General features: G+C 46.6%; 17 protein-coding genes and 1 pseudogene. 8 read left to right on the top strand and 10 right to left on the bottom strand.

Annotated features, from left to right (window positions below):
* The first annotated feature begins 68 nt into the window (after positions 1-68).
* Positions 69-557 carry a rhodanese-like domain-containing protein gene (locus RH949_RS11525; protein ID WP_446353185.1) on the top strand — a complete coding sequence of 163 codons (489 nt, stop codon included), beginning with the start codon at positions 69-71 and terminating at the stop codon, positions 555-557.
* On the opposite strand, the gene guaA is transcribed toward RH949_RS11525, so the two are convergent.
* From guaA to RH949_RS11510, 3 genes are all read right to left on the bottom strand, one after another.
* Positions 512-2059: a glutamine-hydrolyzing GMP synthase gene (gene guaA, locus RH949_RS11520; RefSeq protein WP_044210708.1), complete on the bottom strand. Its 1548-nt coding sequence runs from the start codon at positions 2057-2059 to the stop codon at positions 512-514. The two genes, RH949_RS11525 and guaA, sit on opposite strands and share 46 nt — an antisense overlap.
* A gap of 207 nt (positions 2060-2266) precedes the next feature.
* Positions 2267-3379 (bottom strand): cobalt-precorrin-5B (C(1))-methyltransferase CbiD, encoded by a 1113-nt coding sequence (cbiD, locus tag RH949_RS11515; protein ID WP_446353183.1) that lies wholly within the window; start codon positions 3377-3379, stop codon positions 2267-2269.
* A gap of 42 nt (positions 3380-3421) precedes the next feature.
* A complete protein-coding gene (locus RH949_RS11510; RefSeq protein ID WP_006105517.1) occupies positions 3422-3895 on the bottom strand; it encodes a hypothetical protein in 474 nt (157 codons plus the stop codon).
* A gap of 528 nt (positions 3896-4423) precedes the next feature.
* Here RH949_RS11510 and RH949_RS11505 point away from each other — a divergent pair.
* Complete coding sequence (locus RH949_RS11505) at positions 4424-5071, top strand: M23 family metallopeptidase (protein WP_006105538.1); 648 nt, start codon at positions 4424-4426, stop codon at positions 5069-5071.
* A 48-nt stretch (positions 5072-5119) separates the two neighbouring features.
* Here the strand turns inward: RH949_RS11505 and RH949_RS11500 are convergent, their stop codons facing one another.
* Together RH949_RS11500 and ftsH are read right to left on the bottom strand one after the other, a co-directional pair.
* Positions 5120-5365 (bottom strand): UPF0175 family protein, encoded by a 246-nt coding sequence (locus RH949_RS11500; protein WP_006105527.1) that lies wholly within the window; start codon positions 5363-5365, stop codon positions 5120-5122.
* Positions 5366-5546: 181 nt separating this feature from the next.
* On the bottom strand, positions 5547-7574 hold the full coding sequence (gene ftsH, locus RH949_RS11495; RefSeq protein WP_071777279.1) for an ATP-dependent zinc metalloprotease FtsH: 2028 nt from the start codon (positions 7572-7574) through the stop codon (positions 5547-5549).
* A gap of 266 nt (positions 7575-7840) precedes the next feature.
* Here ftsH and RH949_RS11490 point away from each other — a divergent pair, with 266 nt between their 5' ends.
* The 3 genes from RH949_RS11490 (at position 7841) to ureC (ending at position 10999) form a co-directional block, all read left to right on the top strand.
* Entirely contained in the window at positions 7841-8386 is a 546-nt protein-coding gene (locus RH949_RS11490; protein ID WP_006105529.1) for an NADPH-dependent FMN reductase, read from the top strand.
* A gap of 409 nt (positions 8387-8795) precedes the next feature.
* Positions 8796-9077 carry a DUF1830 domain-containing protein gene (locus tag RH949_RS11485; RefSeq protein ID WP_446353180.1) on the top strand — a complete coding sequence of 94 codons (282 nt, stop codon included), beginning with the start codon at positions 8796-8798 and terminating at the stop codon, positions 9075-9077.
* Between the two features lie 203 nt (positions 9078-9280).
* On the top strand, positions 9281-10999 hold the full coding sequence (ureC, locus tag RH949_RS11480) for an urease subunit alpha (RefSeq protein ID WP_446353178.1): 1719 nt from the start codon (positions 9281-9283) through the stop codon (positions 10997-10999).
* Between the two features lie 256 nt (positions 11000-11255).
* Here the strand turns inward: ureC and RH949_RS11475 are convergent, their stop codons facing one another.
* The 4 genes from RH949_RS11475 to RH949_RS11460 form a co-directional block, all read right to left on the bottom strand.
* Entirely contained in the window at positions 11256-11816 is a 561-nt protein-coding gene (locus RH949_RS11475; RefSeq protein ID WP_446353176.1) for a hypothetical protein, read from the bottom strand.
* The gene (locus tag RH949_RS11470; RefSeq protein ID WP_446353174.1) at positions 11806-13149 is read right to left on the bottom strand and encodes an AAA family ATPase; all 1344 of its coding nucleotides are present in this window, start codon (positions 13147-13149) and stop codon (positions 11806-11808) included. Before RH949_RS11470 ends, RH949_RS11475 begins: the two co-directional genes overlap by 11 nt.
* A 26-nt stretch (positions 13150-13175) precedes the next feature.
* Positions 13176-14117: a glycosyltransferase family 2 protein gene (locus tag RH949_RS11465; RefSeq protein WP_446353198.1), complete on the bottom strand. Its 942-nt coding sequence runs from the start codon at positions 14115-14117 to the stop codon at positions 13176-13178.
* 174 nt (positions 14118-14291) lie between these two features.
* Complete coding sequence (locus RH949_RS11460; RefSeq protein ID WP_446353172.1) at positions 14292-15263, bottom strand: aromatic ring-hydroxylating dioxygenase subunit alpha; 972 nt, start codon at positions 15261-15263, stop codon at positions 14292-14294.
* Positions 15264-15437: 174 nt separating this feature from the next.
* On the opposite strand from RH949_RS11460, the pseudogene RH949_RS11455 reads away from it, so the two are divergent.
* Positions 15438-15929, top strand: a pseudogene (locus RH949_RS11455) (REP-associated tyrosine transposase); the annotation flags it as partial.
* Positions 15930-15988: 59 nt separating this feature from the next.
* On the opposite strand, the gene RH949_RS11450 reads toward RH949_RS11455, so the two are convergent.
* Positions 15989-17176, bottom strand: a complete 1188-nt coding sequence (locus RH949_RS11450) for an RNA-guided endonuclease InsQ/TnpB family protein (RefSeq protein WP_446353170.1) — start codon at positions 17174-17176, stop codon at positions 15989-15991.
* Between the two features lie 45 nt (positions 17177-17221).
* Between RH949_RS11450 and RH949_RS11445 the strand changes: the two genes are divergently transcribed.
* On the top strand, positions 17222-17596 hold the full coding sequence (locus RH949_RS11445; protein WP_446353168.1) for a hypothetical protein: 375 nt from the start codon (positions 17222-17224) through the stop codon (positions 17594-17596).
* A gap of 166 nt (positions 17597-17762) precedes the next feature.
* Complete coding sequence (gene menB / locus RH949_RS11440; RefSeq protein WP_446353166.1) at positions 17763-18596, top strand: 1,4-dihydroxy-2-naphthoyl-CoA synthase; 834 nt, start codon at positions 17763-17765, stop codon at positions 18594-18596.
* Positions 18597-18891: the final 295 nt, after the last annotated feature.

Here is an 18891-nt window from a genome sequence, read left to right as displayed (position 1 = left end):
GAAAGACGTTTGTAGAAGGCAACTTTGAGTGTGGTGAGTTAATTAGGACTTATCACTACACAACTATTATGTCAGATCCCCAAACAACGAACCCCATCGCCGAGGCAAAGGAAAACGTAGCTGAGGCAGTTCCTACCCCACCACCCCAACAGATGCCAGAGTCTAGCGCTCAAGCCGTTAAATCCCGCCTCCAATGGGGTGAACCGGCATTGACCATTCTGGATGTTCGCGATCGCGCGGCTTTTAACCAGGCTCGGATCAGAGGTGCGGTGCCTATGCCGATGGATGAATTAATCGATCGTGCCATATCCAGTCTCGAACCGCAACGTGAGATCTACGTCTACGCTGACAATGATCAACAAAGCAATCAAGCCGCATCCCAACTGCGGGAAGCCGGTTTTGAATCTGTATCTGTTCTCAAAGGTGGATTAAGAACTTCCCCTGCTTCCCCTGATCCCCCTACTTTCTTAGTACATCGGACAGAATTTATGTCCAGGTACTTCTATATTGACTATTCCCACTCAATCGTTCCCGGTGGCTTAGAGGTAATATCGTAAGCCACCCGATTCACACCCTTAACTTCATTCACAATCCGATTAGAAATGAGTTCGAGTAACTCATAAGGAACTCGTGACCAATCCGCCGTCATCCCGTCCTCACTACTGACCAAACGCAGCACAACCGGATACGCATAGGTGCGCTGATCCCCCATTACCCCAACACTGCGAATCGGGAGTAAAACAGCAAACGCTTGCCAAAGTTCTTTATAAAGTCCGTGGCGATTAATTTCCTGACGCACAATCAAATCCGCATCGCGCAGAATATTCAGCCGTTCAGCGGTGACTTCGCCAATAATCCGAATCGCTAATCCGGGTCCGGGGAAGGGATGACGCCGAACAATTGCTTCGGGTAAACCAATGGAACGTCCCACTTTGCGAACTTCATCTTTGAAGAGTTTCCGTAAGGGTTCCACTAGCTTAAAGCGCAAGTCTTTGGGTAAACCCCCGACGTTATGATGACTCTTAATTTTCACCGCCACTCGTTCCCCGGTTTTGGGATCAACATTAGTATCCGCCGACTCAATCACATCGGGGTAAAGCGTACCCTGAGCCAAATAGTCAAAAGGACCCAGGATTTTGGATTGTTCTTCAAAGACACGAATAAACTCATGACCAATCCGGCGACGCTTTTCTTCGGGATCAGTCACCCCTTCCAGTCGAGCCAGAAAGCGATCGCGGGCGTTAACATATTCTACAGGAATATGGAATTCATCCTGAAATAGCTTAACCAACCGTTCTGGCTCCAGTTTTCGCATGAAGCCTTGGTCAATAAACATACAGGTCAATTGGTCGCCAATCGCCTTGTGCAATAAGAAGGCGAGGGTGGAGGAATCCACACCACCGGAAAGAGCCAGCAATACCCGTTTGTCCCCCACCTTGGCGCGAATTTCGCGAATGGCTTCCTCGACAAAGGCTTCTGTCGTCCAAGTGGGTTCGCAGTCGCAGATGTGATACACGAAATTGCGAATTAACGCGATACCGCCAACTGAATGCACTACTTCCGGGTGAAACTGCACCCCATAGAGATGCTTCTGGTGATCCGCGATCGCGGCGCAAGGAGTATTATCGGTATGGGCTAGGACTTCAAAGCCGTCTGGCAATTCCTGACAGGAATCCCCATGGCTCATCCACATCGTTGAACTTTCTTCCACGTTCGTCAACAAGTCCGTGGGATCATCGATATGCAGCTCGGCTTTGCCATACTCTCCCCGTTGAGAGCGAGTTACTTTCCCACCTAGTTGCTGTACCATTAACTGCATCCCATAGCAAACCCCCAAGATAGGGATACCCATAAGCAAAATTTCGGGATCACACTGAGGTGCAGCGTCATCGTAGACGGAATTCGGACCTCCCGATAGAATAATTCCTTTGGGACTCAGTTGTCGGAGTTGTTCGGCGCTGGTGCGATAGGAGATAACTTCCGAATACACCTGAGTTTCGCGGATACGACGAGCAATGAGTTCTGAATATTGAGAGCCAAAATCCAGAATCACAATCATCTGGCGATGTAATTGGTTTTGTAGAGTGGTTGTGGGTAATGTCTCTACTGGTTGAGATGCGTTTCCTGTTGGTCTAGTCACTGCTTTGTCCTGTAAGCGCAATTTGAGTAAGATAAGGATATATCTCGCTGAGCAAGTCTGCTACTGATCAGCGAGAATCTATTGGTTTAACAGATGGAGCCAAGCTTTATAGATATTCTTACCAACTTAACATAATTGCGAAAGTAATGTTGCTCCCGTTGGGCTAGTGACGATGACTTGGCGGTTGCGATCAAATAACAGGGAACCGACTTGTACTTCTTGCTGGCTATGCTTATAAATATAGTCTTGGCTACGTTTATCTATCGTAGACGCGATCGCCCGATAAATCTGATTCACCCAATCACTCCCCTCCTTAGCATCCAATTGCCGCAAATAGGTCAACGCGGCTTCGGTGGTGGGACTGGTAAAAACTGCCTGTAAAATCGGCGTGGGTAATCCCACTTGAGCGCCATGAGCGGTGAGAATTTCCAAGCGTCCATCAGCTAAGTGATGATGGGTGTGAAAAATTCCACCGGCTAACTTGATCAGCTTACCATGATACCCGAATAATAAAAGTCCGGGGATTTCCTGCAATCCCGCCGCCACTAATAGGGGACCGAGCCAATTTGCCGTTTTGACTAATTGCTCTGGATTAATGCCCATCTGTCGCGCCAAACTTAACCCATTTTCTCCCACACAGAAGACTAAACAATCAAAACAGAGGGCTTTTATTTGCAGTTGTTCGCGATAAGCTTGCAGTTGATCAGGAGCGCTTAACGGTTGAGAAATACCTGTCGTTCCCAACAATGATAATCCTTCTAGCACACCAAATGCAGCATTCGATGTCCGTTCTGCCAGTTTACGTCCTTCGGGTAAAATAATTGTCACCTGAATTTTCTCATCGGGTGCAAGTAAGCGACTGAGATTCCGTTGTAATAACGTCTCAGCGTAGGCATAAATTGCCGCTTTTCCGGCGGCATTTAATTGTCGCCCAATACCTTCACCGCCGACTATCTGTACCTGTTCGATTTGCTCAGATTGTCCCCATTCCACAACTGCCCAAATCGGAGTATTTCGGGTTAGATCAATGTTATCCCCCGGATCACTGCGGGTAATTGCCAACGCCATTCCTGGGTGAATTCCGGCGACTTGCTCAATCGGAATTTCTGCCGTTTCTTGAGGTTCAATTAAATCTACAGATACGGCATCTAGGGGTTTAGCTTGGCGCAACCACTGCAACGCCGCCATAGCGGAAGCACAGGCAAAGACGGGTAGAGTATATCCAGATCTTATTGACATGGTAGATCATTAGATTCTGCACTTGGAGCCTTAAATAAAACGCTAAACCCAGCCAATAACATCCCGGATCTGAGACTTGGCATACTCGCAGTCAATATGCTGCTGTGCTTTAGATAACGCCGTTTCCGGTCGCTTGTACCAGCGTTGCGATCGAATACAAAGACCATCTCGTCGAGTGGCTTCCCAGGAATAACGGGCGCGGTCTACTACCAACCACACTTTATAACCTCGATGCTGGTGTTGGGGGAATTTCAACAGACCAATCTCAGCTAGCACGCTTAAGCGCATCCGGGAACGAGCTAACCGTTTCATCAACTCCAGAAAGCAAACAGCAGCGCGTTTAGCATCATCATGAGAAGGGTAACGATAGCGATCTCTGGGTTCAAACTTAAAATCAGATCCAATCAGTGAAAACCTAAACTTCCCGGACGCTTCCTCAACAAAGGTGACTCGCCAGGAGGTTTTGGGATACCGAACGCAGAAGCCAGAAGGCTGAATTTTGACCGTCGCTGTCATCTGAAGTCTAAAGTATAAAGGGTGGAAGACATTGAAAGAAGGTAGAAATCACCATCAAAATTTTCAGGCGTCTCGCTGAAACAGGAAGCGTTACTATGCCACAATCCATTGGGAGCATATCACCTGTGTAGGTTGGGTTGAGGAACGTAGGCGGAGCCTTCTCGCAGAGTAACCCAACTCCCAAAATCTCTTGTTGGGTAACGCTTACGCTCTACCCAACCTACAGTAATGTTTTGTGCTATCCCTGACATACTCCCCAATCCATAATAGCCTTGCCAGCCCGGTATCCGCCTCAGTAAATTGTCGCATGTTCTAAGAAAAAAGTTGATGCTGATCTACCTATCTCAGGCTGGGAAATGTTAAGGTTTAAGGCAGCTAACTGAAGCCGTTTAAGATTGCCGAAACCCTTGATATACCGGAGGGTGGGTTGAGCGAAGTCGAAACCCACCAGCATACCAGTCAGTACCATTCATGTTAAGGTAGCGAAGCTAACCACTTGGAAAGTTCATCCCATCGAGGAGTGAGGAAATGTCAGGAGTATTTCCACGCCAACGACACAAAAAACACAAGACAACCGTAAAACGCTTTCTCCTGTTCGCTGGACTAAGTTTAATCAGTCTTATCCTCTGGGGAGTCATCACCCAACACCGAGTGACCGCCTCAGAGGTTATGCCTACTCAGATAACGACCAACACCAACACCTATTGGCAGGGAGGTTCGTTTCCCGTTGAGAATTTTCAGGCTTATACCTCTCCCTACGGCTACCGTCGTTCTCCCCGTGGCTCAGGTACAGAATTTCATCGCGGCTTAGACATCGCCGCACCCGAAGGCAGTTACATTCGCAACTGGTGGGCAGGTCAGGTGGTATCCCTCTCCGATAATACCGCCTGTGGCACGTCTATTACCATCCAATCCGGTGAGTGGAAACATATCTACTGTCACCTCAAAGGTCATGTCGAAACAGATAACCAAGGTATGTATTTGAGCGATCGCAGTGGCGGGATTCAAATTTGGAAAGGTCAACAAATACCCACCGGCACCCGAATTGGTCGTGTGGGTATGACGGGGCGCACCACGGGTCCTCATTTGCATTGGGGGTTAAAGTACGCCGACAAATACATTGACCCCGCCTTAGTTCTCCGGGAAATGTACCGACGGCAAACAGCATCGAACTAAGGAATCGAATTAAGGAGCATTATTTAGGAAACGTATCACTAATAATAATCACAACCGTCCTGCTGCCCGTAAATTGCTTAAATCCGTCTCAAAATCCTCCACATCATAGTGAATCGGAATCTGACGAGACGCTAATTCGTGCTGAAACCGAATCCGGGGCATCCCTAGCAAATGACTTGCCTTAGCCAGACTGATTTTTTTCTGCTTAAATAGCAGCAGAACAATTTCTAAGAGGAATTCAGGTTCAGATAATCCACTAGCCCGAATAATTTCATCAGAAATAACTAAACTCATCGGCAAACTCTCCTCCTACTTAATAGTGGTTTTCATTCAGGTATTATCTGAAAAATAGCGTCAACGAGTCGATTTAACCTGTTCAATGGGCAACACAGCGAACATAATTCACCCGTTAACAATAGACGAAAAAGCAGATGACATAAACCTTACAGCCTTCTGCCTTCTGCCTTCTGCCTTCCTAATGTATCACCGCCATTTGTTTTTCTGGCAGTTGGGTGTGTTCGGCAACAATTTGTCGGAATTGTTCCCCTTCAATGGTTTCCTGTTCCAACAAAATGTCCACTAAGCGATCAATTAACGGTCGATTGTCGCGAATTAGCTGACGCGCTTGTTCATAGCATTGCATTGCGATCGCTTGAACTCGATGATCGATTTTAGCGGCAACTTCTTCGGAATAGTCAGATCGCTGTGTCCAACCGCCGCCGAGAAACACTTCGCTGTTCGGGCGTTCCAGAGCAACCGGACCTAAATCAGACATCCCATACCGAGTCACCATCTCACGCGCCAGTTCTGCCACTTTCTTAATATCACTAGCCGCACCAATGGTCACTTCACCATGACCAAAGACTTCTTCTTCCGAAGCCCGACCCCCTAAGGCAATGGTAATCTGATCAATGAGCCACGTCCGAGGCAAATACAAATCCCCCAGATCAGTAGAGCGACTGATATCCATAAATTCTTCATTAGGTAAGGGTTGGGCAAACCCACCCACGCCACCGGAACGGGGCAAAATTGTCACCTTGTTTAAGGGATCAGAATTTTTCAGAATGGTCATCAGCAGGGCATGTCCGACCTCATGGTAAGCAATTAATCGCTTTTTCTTACTATCCAGAAGCGGCGTCATTTGCAGACCAATACTGACGCGATCGATGGCATCATCAATTTCTAGGGGTGTGATTGCCTCTTTACGCCGTCGGGCGGTGAGGATCGCCGCCTCGTTGAGCAGGTTCGCCAAATCCGCGCCAGAAAATCCCGGAGTGCGTCGGGCGATCGCTTCTAAGGATATCTCCGGTGCTAATTTCTTATTCCGACTATGGACATCCAAGATCCCCAGCCGTCCGTTGTAGGTAGGCAGATCTACCATCACATGGCGATCAAATCGCCCAGGTCTAAGCAGGGCGGAATCTAAAACATCGGGACGGTTGGTCGCCGCAATAATGATAATCCCCGTATTCCCCTCAAATCCATCCATTTCCGTGAGTAACTGGTTGAGGGTTTGCTCTCGCTCATCGTTACCTCCACCGATACCCGCACCCCGTTGTCTACCAACGGCGTCGATTTCGTCGATGAAGATTAAGCAGGGAGCATTTTCTTTCGCTTTTTTGAATAAATCCCGCACTCGCGAGGCACCCACCCCGACGAACATCTCCACAAACTCACTGCCAGAGATACTAAAGAACGGAACCCCCGCTTCTCCCGCGATCGCTTTTGCCAGCATGGTTTTTCCTGTACCCGGAGGACCGACTAACAGAACCCCTTTGGGAATACGCGCACCAATGGCGGTAAACCGTTCCGGTTGTTTGAGAAACGTAACAACTTCTTGCAATTCTTCTTTCGCTTCTTCAATCCCTGCTACATCCCCAAACTCTATCCCTGTTTTCGCTTCCATCTGAAAGCGAGCGCGGGATTTGCCAAAGTTTAACGCTTGACCGGAACTACTCGCCGAACGGCGCAGAATCATCATCAGTCCGGCGAGTAAGAGTAAGAGCAAAAATAACTGCATCACCAACCCTAAAGCGGCGGAATTATTCGTGGTTGGCGTTACATCCAAGGGAATATTGGTGTTCCGCAATTTGCCAATCAGTTCGCCATTTTGCTCCAGTAGCATGATTTCTTGGGGCGGTTCGGCGTCTTCCTGTCCGGCTAAGTAGACTCTAGCAACATCACGGGCGGGGTCAAGTTCAACTTTTTTGATCGTACAATCCGTTTTCGATGTCTGACTCGGTGGGATCTCTTCCTCTGGGGATGAGGGGGGCGGCGTGCAGGCATCAATTTTCTGCAAAAGCTGCCCATAGCTTAACGATGGCTTTTGTTCCGTCTGTTGCGCTTGGGCTGGGACACCCAACATCACACCTTGAACGATCACTAAGCTGGTTACCATACGCCACCAATAACGAAGTTTATTCTGTGGCGGCTTTGGCTTACTCGTTGAACCTCTACGCGGTTCATGTCCCATCCATGATCTCATCCAGGAACTGTTGTTCATCGAATAATTTCCCTTGTTGGTCCTGTCTATTAACTCGCAGCATAATGCTGCCAAGGCGTGACGCGGCACGTTCAACTGCTTCCCAACCTCTAGTTTAGCGTTCCTCCAATCTAGCCGTGACTAGGAGAGGATGCAATCGTGTTTTCTGAAAACTGAAGGGGGGATCAGGGACTGGAAAACTAGGCAAGGTGTGGGGTGTGGGGTGTGGGATGTCAGTAACCAGGGAACTAAGGTATTTTGTATTAGAAAGTATTAATCGGCGAAACATGGTAAAAATTGTTGGCATCAATGGTAGCCTGCGAGCTAAATCCTATAGCTATCAAGCCTTAACCTTAGCCATCCAGCGTGTGCAAGCCTTGGGCGCATCCACCGAAATTCTTGACCTGCGACAGATGCAGTTACCATTTTGTATCGGTAGCGATGACTATCCCGGTTATCCCGATGTCATCCGGTTACGGGAAACGGTACAGGAAGCCGATGGCTTAATTTTGGTTACACCGGAATATCATGGGGGCGTGAGTGGGGTACTCAAAAATGCCCTGGATTTGATGACATTTGACCATTTATCGGGTAAAGTGACAGGGCTGCTTAGCGTGTTAGGCGGTCAAGCCAATAGTAATGCCCTCAATGAACTCCGGCTGATTATCCGTTGGGTTCATGGTTGGGTGATTCCTGAGCAAATCGCTTTTGGTCGAGCGTGGCAAGCGTTTGGTGAAGATGGCAAGCTTTTAGATGAGAAACTCTCGAAGCGTTTAGATCAGTTTGCTGAGAGTTTAGTGGATCATTCTCGTAAGCTGCGAGGAGTGTTGTAACAATTCTAAGTTACTTGAGCCTGAATCTTTCTAGTCTCATGTTCGTAGCCGATCAACGCCATCTGATTTTTCCGAAAAAACTGTATAAGTTTGTTACAAAATAATAGCTAAATGTAAGAGGCGTTTCCATGGCGTGTTGTCTGTTTCTCATTCCTGCTTCCCTGTTGCTAAATCTTAATCAGGGAGGTTCAATGTTAAACCGCTTATTCATCGCCACCTCTAATTCATTGATCAAGTTAAATGTCAATACCTCTTATATTTAATTTTGTCAACAAATATAAAATTTAGTATAAATTTAACAATTATTTTTAGTAAACTTAAACTCTCATTTGTAAAAATTAAAATAGAGGGAGTCAATCACCTTCGCTTTGTTACTCAAGAATAAGTTACTCAAGAACACCTAAGACCCATGATGATATCAGCCATTCCTTCACAACCGACGAGTGCTTCTGCTCAACGTCTTTGTAGCTATGCCAACACGACTAGCTCACTGCAAGTGATTCGGATTGGTATCCCTAGCGCTTACAGTTTTGAGCGTGTTGTTTTTCCTGGCGATCGCCTGTTGTTTGAAGCAGCATTGGATGCTCAACTCGAAGTTTTATCAACTTATCTGGGTCAAGCGATCAAGATTGAGAAAATTCCCTGTCGCCAGTTGCAGGTTGAAGTTGATCAGCCTCGGCTATCAGCTTAAGAATAAGAGATAGCATGAATTTGGCACATCGGTACAGGTTTTCAAACAAAACTTAACATTGTTTGAAACTCACGTTGCCACAATTGATAAAGAATGGGGAGGGAGATCGGTTTCCTCCTCTTTTTTGCGCTTGTGGGGACGTGCGATCGCGCCGAAATGCCGTATAATTGACCAGCCCCATAGCATCTGCCAGAGAAACCGCGATGAGTTACCGAATGGATCGCCGCGCTTACGCTGAAACGTATGGTCCGACTGTAGGCGATCGCATCCGTCTTGCTGATACTGAATTGTTCATTGAAGTGGAACGAGATTTCACCACGTATGGGGATGAAGTCAAGTTTGGTGGCGGGAAAGTGATTCGGGATGGGATGGGACAATCTCCTATATCTAATGCGGATGGGGCGGTGGATCTGGTGATTACCAATGCCCTGATTTTGGATTGGTGGGGAATCGTTAAAGCCGATATTGGGATTAAAGACGGTAAGATTTTCCAGATTGGCAAAGCTGGAAATCCCAATATTCAAGATAACGTCGATATCATTATTGGTCCGGGGACGGAAGCTGTAGCGGGGGAAGGGATGATTCTCACCGCTGGGGGGATTGATGCCCATATTCACTTTATCTGTCCCCAACAAATTGAAGTCGCGATCGCATCCGGGATTACTACGATGTTAGGCGGCGGTACGGGACCCGCTACCGGCACCAACGCCACCACTTGCACACCGGGTCCGTGGAATATTTATCGGATGCTGCAAGCCGCCGATGCGTTTCCGGTAAATTTGGGATTTTTGGGCAAAGGCAATAGTAGTCAACCTCAGGGACTTGTAGAACAAGTGTTAGCGGGGGCAATGGGGTTAAAGTTACATGAAGATTGGGGAACTACGCCAGCCACAATAGACACCTGTCTGAGTGTCGCGGATGACTATGATATTCAAGTCGCCATCCATACCGACACCCTCAACGAAGCCGGATTTGTGGAAAACACGATCGCGGCATTCAAAAACCGCGCTATTCATACCTACCATACCGAAGGTGCAGGTGGGGGTCATGCCCCCGATATTATCAAGGTTTGCGGTCAAGCCAATGTTTTACCCTCCTCCACGAATCCCACTCGCCCCTACACGATGAATACCCTGGAAGAACATCTAGACATGTTGATGGTATGTCATCACTTGGATCGGGGGATTCCAGAAGATGTCGCCTTTGCCGAGTCAAGGATTCGCCGGGAAACGATCGCGGCTGAAGATATTTTGCATGATTTAGGCGCATTTAGTATGATTGCCTCCGATTCCCAGGCGATGGGGCGAGTCGGGGAAGTGATTATTCGCACCTGGCAAACAGCGCACAAGATGAAAGTGCAACGGGGCGTTTTACCTTCATCCTCTGGGGAAACGGTGGATCATGATAACTTCCGGGCAAAGCGGTATGTGGCAAAGTACACGATTAACCCCGCGATTACCCATGGTATTGCTAACTATGTGGGTTCAGTTGAGGCAGGAAAATTGGCAGACTTGTGTTTATGGAAACCCGCCTTTTTTGGCGTCAAACCGGAGATTGTGATCAAAGGCGGTGCGATCGCCTGGTCTCAAATGGGAGATGCTAATGCCAGTATACCCACACCCCAACCGATTCACAGCCGTCCCATGTTTGGCAGTTTTGGCGGTGCGATCGCGGCTACGTCGTTAACGTTTGTCTCTCAGGCGGCATTAGACCGAGATATTGCCACACAATTGAAGTTACACAAACCTGCGGTTGCGGTGTCCAATACCCGGCAAGTAAGTAAGCGAGATATGAAATTAAATGATGCATTACCGGAGATGGAAGTTGACCCAGAAACCTATGAAGTTAGGGCAGATGGAGAATTGTTAATTTGCGAACCAGCTAAGAGTTTACCCATGGCACAGCGTTACTTTTTGTTTTAAGAGAACAGTGCGATCATGCTTTCTGCTGTCTTTGTCTGAAAGGCTTGGTTTAGATACTTCCAACGCGGTGATTAAACTAAGCTAGAACTTGGACTGTCATCTATAAAAAAGATTATATAGCAGTAGACACATCGATTAGGACTTTCGGCACCATTGTAGAGACGCGCCATGGCGCGTCTCTACTTTAGCCGGAAATTTATTTCCCGGCTATAGGCTATATGGTGACTCTATTTAGCTAATTGGTGTAATCTTAGATCTATGGTACGCGATCGCACCAGGTTGCCAGTAATCGCTTAGACTCAGGTTTTGCACCACTTTCCAGCCACTCAATCGGTGTCTCTTCTTCTACTTTATCGGGGTTTACCCACACAATCTCTTTGAGTGCGTTAATTTCACTAGCCGCCTGACTAAAAAATGTTCTGGCTGTATTATCATCCAACGATATCACAGTTTTATCCGTCGCGATCGCGGCTTCTAGTAATCGTAAATCTTTGAACATTTCTGCACGTTGTTTGTCTGTACCCGCCATCTGGTCAATTTTATCCCATAACTCCTTATCCCCTGAAACCTCTTTTAAAAAGACAAACTTCCCTTTAGCCACCATCCGACGACGCCATCTCAGCGCAAATATTGATTGATGCTTATCCCACTCTTCTTTAATATCTGGTGTCATTACAATTTTGTGGCAGATATCCAAAACAGCTTGTAAGAAATCCCGACAGTGTACCGATGTTGGATAAGTCGCATCCTCTCCGCCAGATGAACGGGCAACTGACGCATCAATTACCAGTCGCTTGGAAACCCCTTTAGCTACCACTGGAACCTTCCGATAAACGAGATTCAGCCGCATTTAAATAGCGGCTTTCTAGCTTTAGAGATACATCGCTAAAATCTTCTGGAAAATCTCCAAACGCACCCGCTTCATCTAAATCAGCACTACTAACCTTCGTCATCCCATCATCTCCCCGTGTAAACCAGTGCAATTTTACCAAATCTGGCGATAATTTGCGTTCTGCGACTAAAGATTGAACGGCTAAAAGTAGCAATTCGCTGTGAGTTTCTATAACAACACGGACACCCCGCTTTGCTGCATTTGCTAGTATATTCGCTAAAGCAGCTTGGGCGCGAGGATGAAGGTGAAGTTCTGGTTGTTCTATATACACTAACTGCCCTGGTTCTGCTACCAGAAGCGCTACTAATACTGGTAAAACTTGAGAGACACCAATACCGACATCAGCAATACTGACCATATCATTTGCTTGAAAACTACCAGATAAACGACCTATCCGTAGTTCCAACTGTGTATCGTTAAACTGTTTTGCCTCTACTCTACTGGTCAATCCTAGAAATTCAAGAGCATTTTCTAAATCTCTAATCCTTTTATCTTGAGTTTTCTGCCAATAATTAACTACACTGGCAACATACTTTTCAAAAGTACCAGGAAATTCAAGACCTACAGCAGTATGAGCATAAGTACGTTCTGGATTCCCCCTTAACCCAGGTATATGAATCAACTGGCGTATGTGTGGCTCTAAAAAAGCTGCCAAATTAAAAGGCATAGAGGATTGTTCAGTTAAACGATCCGTAGCTTCAAAATGCAAGAAGCAGCGATTGCGAATTACACAAAAGTTTAGAGGCATTACAGCGAATTTAGCCATGGTTTTATAAATACCCCACAGCAGATTAGGAAGTATAGATACAATATCATGACTGGGCATATCTGGGTATATTTCATGTTCTGAATCTTTGCTTTTAATAGTCATGGCTTCAATAGCAAAGCCCATTGTTGCATCAGTATTAAATAAAACTTTAATAAATGGATGATTTTTGATTTCAACTTTAACAGAAAATTCATCTGACTGTTTGTAATTATAAATTTTAGACAAGATTTGTTCATTAGAAGTAAATTGGACATTTGAACCATTGAGTAACAATGCACCAGGGTCATAAGTAGCTTCCAGAGTTTGCTTCATCAGCAATAATGGCTGCATGATGCTGGATTTACCGGAACTATTCGCACCAGCCAGAATGGTTAAGGGACGGATTTCAATACTGCACTCGTCATAAAGAGATTTAAACCCCTGTACAGAAATCCTGGTAATTCCCTGAACTTCCTTGTTGTTGCTTTCAGGTGATGTAGATTGACTCATACCTTAAATACACTCTTTCTTTTGTTTTACCGCTTTTGTTCCATATCCGCATAAGCCGCATAAACCCCTTGGACGTTATACCAATTGAGGAAAATTCGGGCAATTTCTAAGGCTAACTGCGGCTTTCCTTGATTAATCAAATATTGCAAGAAAGATGCCATGGTTCGTTCATTTAATCGCCCACCCACGGAAAGAACGCCCCAGAGTATCCGATGCAGCCATGTCATCTGAATCATCATTCGCACGTCCCAAGTGGGATGTTTTTGATAAAATAATACCCCCATGCGTCCCCGTTGAATTTCCCGGTCAATCATCTGGGGAATTTGGTCTAAATTAAAGGGAGGATGCCAATGATAGCCAACAGCCGCCGGACATTTAATCAGTTTTAAGCCTAACTGTTTGAGGCGAACACCTAGTTCTAAGTCTTCCCAACCATAGAGTTGAAAACGAGTGTCAAAGAGTCCGGCTTCCTCCAACCACTTCCGCGCGATCGCAACATTTCCAGTAGCAAAATAGGCGGCGGAGAAATCCGTTATTTTATAGGGTTCCGAACTGGGATTATCGAAATTGTTGGTATTAATTACCCAGCCATAAGTAAAGACGCGATCGCTCCCTAATTGCTGTTGTCCCTGAACTAATGCATCCGCATGGGCTTGGAGGAAATTCTCGGTAACGACTAAATCGCTATCGATAAAGATAATTGTATCGCCTTTAGCCTGCTCTACGCCTAGATTACGGGCGGCTGCTGGACCCAGGTGATCTTGAGAGAGCGATCGCACTTTGGATAGTTCCTGACGATGAGACTCCAGCCACTCTAGGGTACCATCCGTTGAGCCATCATCTACAACGACGACTTCATAGCCAGCGACAACAGTATTTTCCCTGAGATGTTGGTATTCTAAAGCTTTTAGGCATTTTTGTAGAATGGGTAGGCGATTATACGTTGGAATAACAACGCTGAAAAACAAGGATGAGGAATGGGGTATTAGAGATGAATTTTTGTTCTTCATTCAGGGGTAAACGGCTGTAGAACTTATTAATTATGAATCAGGGCGGGTTTTGTTGTTCCATTAGTGGTGGGGAGGGCGGGTTTTGTTGTTCCGTTATTGGTGAATATCGGAATTTAGCCCCTAAACCCGCCCCTACGGTATCGTGCCAAATGTCACCCCCTTTTGTTTCAGCCAGCGACGGTAAGCTAAGGAGGCTTTATCACTGGGAAAATGAAACTCCTTTTGTAAATCTAAAGGCAATAATTGAGGACGTTGTGACTCAACAATGGGAATATCTTGAGCTACAACTTGATCTTGAAACGCTTTTAATTCGACTTCAGGAACATCAAACGCATAATTCATCGCTAACCTCATCCAGCCCAGACATTCCGTTTCTGTGATTGGCGTGACGGTAAAAAAAATAGCCAAGTTTCCTTGAGTTGAGGTTTTGACAAAATGAGCCGTTAGCGGACGCAAAATTCGATAAGTATAGGTTACGTAGCTCCCTTCACCCGTACCATCAGGGTCAGGTTGCCAAACGCGGATATTATTAATCATAATTTCATCTGGGGTAGATTGGACGTGATAGTCCGCGATCGCACTTTGGCATCCATCTCCCAGTAATCCCTCATGGACAAAGGGAAAATGAGCCAAATCCAGAAAATTTTCCAAGGCGCGAAAACCGCTAGCGCGATAATAATACGCACCGCAGAGAATTTTCCGATAACTGGGGTCATCCCACTCCGGGAAATAAGGAAGTGTTTCCTTTGGCTGACCCAGAGATGTCCAAATCAAACCATAGCGTTTAATAATAGGATAAGTCGTCAACCTAGCGCTTGCTGGTGGTGTCAGGTGAGGATGAGCAGGAATGCAAATGCAGTTCCCCTGGCAGTCATACGCCAAGCCGTGATAAGGACAGATCAAATTGCCTGAGCGAACAACTCCTCGTGATAAAGCCGCCCCTCGGTGCGGACACTGATCTTGCCCAACCGCGAAATCTTCGCCATCATGCCACATCACTAAATCATGTTCCAGCAACCGTATAGACTGCACCGTACCTGCAGTAACATTATCAGCCGCCGCAATAACCTGCCAGTCGTTGAGCAAAACATAGTCTTTGAACATACTTAAAGTATGGTAAACGGATAAAAGTTGATGACCGATAACGACAAAGCCGTATGATGCTGATATTGGCAGAATCCAGCATGGCTTTCCACCCCATGCGGAAATGCCCAGTTAGGTAGGGTGGGCAATGCCCACCAAAACTTTTGAAATGGTGGGCGATGCCCACCCTACGCAATGTCTGATTATCGTCGAGTTTTTATTCCTGGAGGCACGTTTTTCTTGACCTTGGTGACGTATAATCGTCAGCCTCTTTTCTCAGAACCAGAGAATGTTTCTCGCTTGCGCCGTGTCATGGCACAAGTTAAATCTGAAATGCCGTTTGATATTGTTGGGGCTGTTGTTCTCCCGGATCATCTCCATTTTCTCTGGAAATTACCTGTCAACGATAAAAATTATTCTAAACGAGTTGGTCGTTTAAAAGTTTTGTTTACGCAATCATTGCGTGGTGAGAGAGCATTACCTCAAAATGTGTCAATATCACGTCAGAAGCATCGAGAAAGTAATGTTTGGCAGCGACGCTTTTGGGAGCATACGATTCGAGATGAGAGGGATTTTGAAGCCCATCTTAACTATATCCATTACAATCCCGTTAAACATGGTTTAGTATCTTGTCCTCATTTGTGGACATCATCGAGTTTTCATTCATGGGTGCGGACGGGAGGATATGATGTTGAATAAACTACCCAGACTTGCTATCGCTGAAGTCTGGGTTTTCAGTAGCCCGCTCAGTCATCAAACAGGTTAAGCTGAACATACTCAATTGTTCGCTTTAACTTGCATGACAACCCCGTGCCTCCAGGCTGGTTTATAGACAGCCCCACAAGTGCAATATTATTAGCTCCATTGAAATCGGCATCACCATGCCATCCGCAATGCCCACACTTGAAAGTCTTACCACTACGGTAGGACTTTCCTTTTACTGGGTGAATATGCAAGCATTGATGGCATTGTTGCGAAGTATAAGCTGGAGGAACAGGAATAACTCGAACACCGGCACCTAGCGCTTTATACTCAATAAACTGACGCAATTGATAAAATGCCCAACTGTTCGAGCGTCTGCGTTCAGTCTTGTTTCTAGGTTGCTGATTAGTTCTTTCCCTGATTCCCGTAAGGTCTTCTATAGCAATTGAGGCACTATACTCAACTGCTCGTCTAACCACTGCCTTAGAGATACCGTGATTGAGCCACTGTTGATAGCGTCTTTCCCGACCCGACAGCCGTTTCAAGATTTCCCGACATCTACGTCGAGTTGTCCTCGTGCCTTTCGGAGCTTTCTTCTGGAGAGATGCCCTAACTTGAGAAAACTTATCGCGAACTTGTTGAATACCTTTGCCGTCCCACTTCTCGCCAACTGATGTTACGGCAATGTCACGCCTCCCTAGGTCGATACCAAGAACCTTGTCGGTATCTGGCGAGTCGGGTGCATCATCTTTAATTTGGATGTGCAGATAAAACTTTCCGTCGCGATGCTTACACAACTGAGCTGATGTTGGATTTCTTCCCTTGAGTTTACCTCTCTGGTAGCTACCAGCATTTAACCCAATGCGTTCCCTGCCGTGAATAGTCGCAAGACTCACAGTCCAGTCTTGCTCACGAAATCGAAATAAGTCTTTGTCACAGTCGATGCTGGTTGAGGCAAAGCTCTTAACAGGCTTACCCTTCTGCAAGGCTACCTTGCGGTTAGCCGCAACCCGCGCACAAGCCCTGACTGCCATATTCGCTACAAGACTGAATTCATGCTTAATGGTTTGGTAAGTCAGAGACTGAATAGCGATTTTATTGGTCAGCTTTGGATCTGTGTGTTCATTAACATAGTTGCAAGCAGCAGCAAACGCCTGAAGAGTCGCCTCAATTTTGGCAACTTGTTCAGGCGTAGGTTGGAGCTTTACAACTATCGTTAGAACTTGTTTCATAACTAGATTATACTAGCGGGACAGTGATTAGAAATACTTCGGGGATTGACCGATGGCATTTCTCGCTATCCCCCTACGGGTTATCTCCGCTACGCTACGATTGAACCCGTAGCCCCTCGCGATTTCGGTGGTGTTGTGTTTGTGGGGGCAAGCAACCCCGAATACCCAATTTTGAGGCGATCGCAGATAGAGTTGGTGAATAATCGTAGGCATTGCCCACCGTACCAGGAGGGATTGATGGAGTTAGAGACAAGAGAAATTAATGGAAACGGCTGTGCGTCAGGTGTTGGTTGCGTGATGATTGATTCTATTATTCCCTGCCAACCTTTCCAGCAAATTGCCACATCTGAATCTGTTGCTGTAATGGCTAGATGCGATGCACTCTTATCTCACTCTATCCAACACCCATACGCTGTCTGAGGATGAATGGTACTGGATTAAGGCTGGTGGGCAATGCCCACCCTACGGTATATCAAGGGTTTTGGCGATCCAAAACAGCAAAATTTTAGTGCCATTGGGTCTTAGGATAGGGAAGTCAAGCTCAAAGTAGTACTTGGAGTCTTTATAACCAAGGGAAAATACCGATATGTCAATTGACTGGCAAACCGCCAAAACCTACGAGGATATCCTTTATCACAAAGCCGACGGTATCGCCAAAATCACCATTAATCGCCCCCACAAGCGCAACGCCTTCCGCCCTAAAACTGTCTTTGAACTCTACGACGCCTTTTGTAACGCCCGCGAAGACCAAAGAATTGGTGTTGTTTTATTAACCGGGGCGGGTCCTCACACCGATGGTAAATATGCCTTCTGTTCGGGAGGGGATCAAAGCGTTCGGGATAAGGCGGGATACGTTGGCGATGATGGCGTTCCTCGCTTAAATGTCTTGGACTTACAACGCCTGATTCGTTCTATGCCCAAAGTGGTGATTGCCTTAGTCGCCGGGTATGCCATTGGCGGTGGTCATGTGTTGCACGTTATCTGTGACCTAACCATTGCCGCAGATAATGCCATCTTTGGGCAAACTGGTCCAAAAGTCGGCAGCTTTGATGGGGGGTTTGGCGCTAGCTATCTCGCCAGAATCGTGGGTCAGAAGAAAGCCCGGGAAATTTGGTTCCTCTGTCGCCAGTATACGGCACAAGAGGCGCTGGATATGGGTTTGGTGAATACTGTTGTCTCTGTAGACCAGTTGGAAGCGGAGGGGATTCAATGGGCAAGGGAAATTTTACAAAAAAGTCCCATCGCTATCCGTTGCTTAAAAGCGGCGTTTAACGCTGACTGTGATGGTCAAGCAGGTTTGCAAGAATTGGCTGGAAATGCCACATTACTGTACTACATGACGGAGGAGGGGTCAGAAGGGAAACAAGCGTTCTTGGAAAAGCGCCCTCCTGATTTCCGTCAATATCCTTGGTTACCGTAGTTTGACACTGTTCGTTAGGTCTTTCACTCGGTCGGGGCGGGTTTAGTCATATCTAGGGGTTGCTGAATAAGTCTTGTGGTGGGGAGAGGCAATAGGGAATAGGCAACTCCTCGGCTTCGCTCGGTGTGTCATGGGCAATGGTTTAAAGCCTCTGTCGAGGGAAAATTTGGCGCTGGCGGAGGCACAAATTCCAGGGTTTTGACGGTTATAGTGTAAAAACCTTGCACTTGTTGGGTAGAAAAATGGCTTAAAACCCTTATCTGGTCTAGCTTCCACACTCATGCAGCAAGCCCTA

This window comes from Coleofasciculus sp. A1-SPW-01 (genome assembly GCF_040217205.1).
GTDB classification, from domain to species: Bacteria; Cyanobacteriota; Cyanobacteriia; order Cyanobacteriales; family Coleofasciculaceae; genus Coleofasciculus; species Coleofasciculus chthonoplastes_A.
This window is presented reverse-complemented; position numbering and strand designations above follow the sequence as displayed.